General features: G+C 60.6%; 2 protein-coding genes. Both read right to left on the bottom strand.

Annotated features, from left to right (window positions below):
• Positions 1-133 precede the first annotated feature (133 nt).
• Positions 134-3,331, bottom strand: coding sequence for a CHAT domain-containing protein (locus tag IP79_RS12790; protein ID WP_054119699.1), 3,198 nt, complete (start codon positions 3,329-3,331; stop codon positions 134-136).
• Positions 3,332-3,626: 295 nt separating this feature from the next.
• Positions 3,627-4,014: hypothetical protein (locus IP79_RS15720; RefSeq protein WP_197273819.1), on the bottom strand; the 388-nt coding region annotated here is incomplete at its 5' end.

The following is a 4,014-nucleotide window of genomic DNA, read 5'->3' on the forward strand; positions in this document are numbered from 1 at the left end:
GCGGCTTTCGGGATCCAGCCTCGAGCCCGCTGATGACTGCAACTGGGTGGAAAGCGGCCAGCCGAATGCGATGCGCTTTCGGCCGCGCGAGCGATAACTATCGTGAGGAAACAGGTGCTGTGCAACCGCTTATCTAGCGGCCTTCACCGAGCAGTGTGAACGGTGCCCAGACAGCCGGATGCTCTGCCTCCAGCGCCGGCTCGTCACGAACCTTGCGCATGGCCGCCTGCAAAGCTTCCGCGCGAGGCATGCCTGCTATCGATGCCTTGACGGTCTCCACCGTGATCAAGGGCGCGATTTCATCGAACACTGGCCAGTGGCTCACCAGCAAGGTCTCTGCGCCCGCATAGAAGAACGCCTGCGCCAGTCCTGAAAGCCCAGTCTCTCCCTCGCGGCCCGATGGCGACGCGGTGTTGCAAGCCGACAGGATCACCCACGCCACCGAAGTAAGATCGATCCCGACCACTTCCGACGCCGCAAGATACCCGTCATCGCTTGCTTGCGCCAATGCTGGTGGTGTGAACACCAGACCCGGCTCTGCCAGATCGTCCGCCTCCTCGCTCGTGAAGGCATGGGTGGCGAGGTGCAGAACCGATGTCTGGGAGAGGTCGATGGTGCGGATCGCCGTCTCGGTCATGCGCTCCTCAAGGTAGAGTGCGTCCTCGCTCGCGCCAAGCGCGCGCTGAACCTGCACCAGTTCGGTCCTTGTGCCCGGCAGCGATGCGAGATGACGCAGCGCCTCTGTGTCCATCAATGGCCTGCCCGAGCCCTCCTGAGCCGCGGCGATGAGGCGGGACGCATCAACCGGTGAAAGGGTTGCCGAGCGTGCCCCGCGCAGTAAGGCCTGACCTTTTAGTACGGGTGCGCCAAAGCCATGAAAACCACCCTCGGTTCTCAGTTTACCTTCGGCACCGAAGGAGCGAATATAGACCAGTGACTGGATTGAGGGCAGCTGGACGAGCGCATAGCGGTCCGCGAGCCAGTCGGCACCGCGCAGCACTTCAGGATCGTTGAAATCCTCGCCCTCAACTGGCGGGCTGGTTACGAAAACGCCCAGCGGCAAACGCGACAGCGGCCCATCGGCCACGACGTAGACCCTTTGCTTGCCCTTCAGCCCTTCTTCCACCGGCTCAATCAGGTGGGCATAAAAACCGTAAGCGAGTTCTAGGTCGAACTCGGGAAGCGTTCCGCCGCCCTCGATTTCGAGGCCCTCACGTAATGTCTCGACCGCATCCTGAATGCCGGACAGATTTGGATCCGCTTTTTGCCACCGGATGGCTTCGCGCGTTACCACCATGGTGTGGGTGCCGTGCAAGGTTGGCACCAGCAACAGCACCGCTTCGTCCGGGCCGAGAATAGTGCGAAGCTGCTCCAGCTCGACCGACTGCTGGTTGAGGATTGCAAAATACTGCGGCGCTTCGACCGCCAGCCTTGCGTCTATCTCTCCCACCCGTTGCTCGACCGCCTGCAAGCGTTTTCCGAGCTTCTCGCGATCAACTGCTGCAGCTTCGCCGCCAGCCTGAGCTTCGACCAGTTCCGCTTCGATTTCGGGCCATTCGCGAATAAGAGTCTGCCGCTCCTGCCCCAATTCCTGCAACCCAAGATCGGCGGCGAAGCGCGATGCCGCAGCGGTCGCCACAGCGCGGGTCGTCGAATCGGCGCTGGCGAGTTGCAGGGTTACAAAGGCCTCGGCCGCCAGATCGCCGCTGTTCACTGTCTCTGGATCTGAGTTGCTCCAGAGGACATCGACATGAAGACGTTCGACATATTGCCTGCGACCCAGCTCGCGATTTACCTGTTCGTTACCGCGCAGCCCTTCCCCGACGAGTTCCACCGCGCGGCCTCGCGTTGTTTCAACCAACTCTCGGGACAGTGGCAAAGCCGCTTTTGCCTGAGAACTGTCCAGAAGAACATGAGCATAGTTGCTCAGGGTGTTCAGCGTGTTGGGATGTCGTTCACCCAACACTCCGCGGAGAAGGGGTAGCGCTTCGGCATAGAGCGGCTCAGCTTCAGCCGCCTGTCCGAGGCTGGAGAGTGCGGTGGCATAGGAGCTAAGACTCGCCAGCGTGCTGGGATGTCGCTCACCCATCACTTCGCGGAAAAGGCGCAGCGCTTCGGCATAGAGCGGCACAGCTTCATCTGCCCGCCCGAGGTTTTCGAGCACATTGGCATAGTTGGTGAGGCCAACCAGCGTATTGGGATGCCTCTCACCCAGTTCCTCCCGGTAAAAACGCAGTGCTTCGGCAAAAAGTGGCTCAGCTTCAGCCGCCCGCCTGAGGCTTAGGAGCACTGTGGCGAAGTTGTGGAGGCTGGTCAGCGTATCAATATGCCGCTCGCCCAGAACCTCGCGGCGCAGGCGCAGTCCCTCGGCTTGAATCGGCTCAGCTTCAGCCGCCCGCCCGAGGCTAAGGAGCACTTCGGCGTAGTTGTTAAGGCTGGTCAGCGTATTGGGATGCCGGTTTCCCAACACCTCACGGCTAAGGCGCAACTCTTCGGCAAAAAGTGGCTCTGCTTCTGCAGCCCGTCCGAGGCTATTGAGCAAAGCGGCGTAGCCGCTGAGCCTGTTCAGCGTGTCAGGATGCCGGTCTCCCAGCACCTCGCGAGACAGGCGCAGAGCTTCGGCAAGTAGCGGTTCAGCTTCAGCCACCCGTCCTAAGCTCTCGAGCACAAGGGCATAATTGTTGAGGCTGTTCAGCGTGTCAGGATGTCGCTCACCCACCACCTCACGGTGCAGGCGCAGCGCCTCGGAATAGAGCGGTTCAGCCTCAGCCGCCCGGTCGAGATGACTCGTGAGCAAATGAGCATATGCGCTGAGGCTGGTGAGAGTATCGGGGTGTTTGTCTCCTAGCACCTCACGACGCAGGCGCAGCGCTTCAACATAGGGTGGCTCGGCCTCAGCCGCACGATCGAGATCATGAAGAATATCAGCATAGGAGTTGAGGCTGGTGAGGGTATCGAGGTGCCGGTCTCCCAGCAATTCGCGGGAAAGACGCAGTGCTTCAGCATAGAGCGGCTCGGCTTCAGCTGTCTGCCCGAGGCTTTGAAGCACATCGGCATAGGCGTTGAGACTGGTCAGCGTGTCAGCGTGCAGTTCGCCCAGAACTTCGCGCGCCAAACGCAATGCTTCGGACTGCAACGGAAGGGCACTCGCGGCATCGCCCTTCCCCAGAAGTTCGCTAGCTTGGTCGTTCAGTGCGGCGACCCGCTTCGACACTTCGGCGTCGTTGAGCGAACTCGCCGCGGCTGGACCTTCCGGCTCCGAGGCGCGCAATTCAGTGGCGCCGAGAAATGACTGCACAAGGGCAGCGCAAATCAGGATCAAGTTTTTCATGACGCCCCCACACTGACATCAAGCTACTGCTTGTTTAACGATATGCAAGTTCGTCAGATTCGCGTTGAGGGCTGCCTGCTGAGCTGGGCCGCGACAGCCTCGCTTTGCTGGCTGCTGTTTAATGACCGATATGGGGTCGATTTCAGAATGCTGGCTTCCGGTAAAAACAACGTTGAAGCCGACAATTGGCTTTCGGGATTGAGGCGGGCCGCCGCTCAAGATTGGGATTGGGTGGTTTTCTACCGTGGCTCGTTGCCCGATTATCATCTGACGAAGGTCAGTGTAGCTCGCCAGATCAGAGCCATACCGAGCGGCGGTCGACGTTTCGCTGAAATCCGGCTGCAAAAGACGACGCTCGCGCTTGAAGAATAAGCAGGCGGCTTTTTGTGGTCCGAGCGAAAAGGAGATCGGAACGGCCAATTCGCTCCAGCCAAAGTTCCGCAAAGCGCTCGGCGAACTCCTTGCGGGTCCCCAATGCCGCCGGGACCGAGTGGTAATCGATACGCCTTCGCGGCCCCAGCCATGAGCGGCGCACCAGCAGATAGCGCGGGTTCTGCACCGGTCCGAGAATTTCGGCGATGGCTTGCATCACCTGGCGTTCGGCGGCCCGACTGACCCCGGTCAGGACCACATCCTTGCGACCGTCGACGCTGGTGTGGATTTCAACTGCAGCGTATTCCAGT

It is taken from the genome of Porphyrobacter sp. AAP60 (genome assembly GCF_001296025.1).
Lineage (GTDB): Bacteria > Pseudomonadota > Alphaproteobacteria > Sphingomonadales > Sphingomonadaceae > Erythrobacter.

Coding starts and splice junctions, on each gene's coding strand:
- IP79_RS12790 (WP_054119699.1), bottom strand. CDS start 3,331: ATGAAAAACTTGATCCTGATTTGCGCTGCCCTTGTGCAGTCATTTCTC.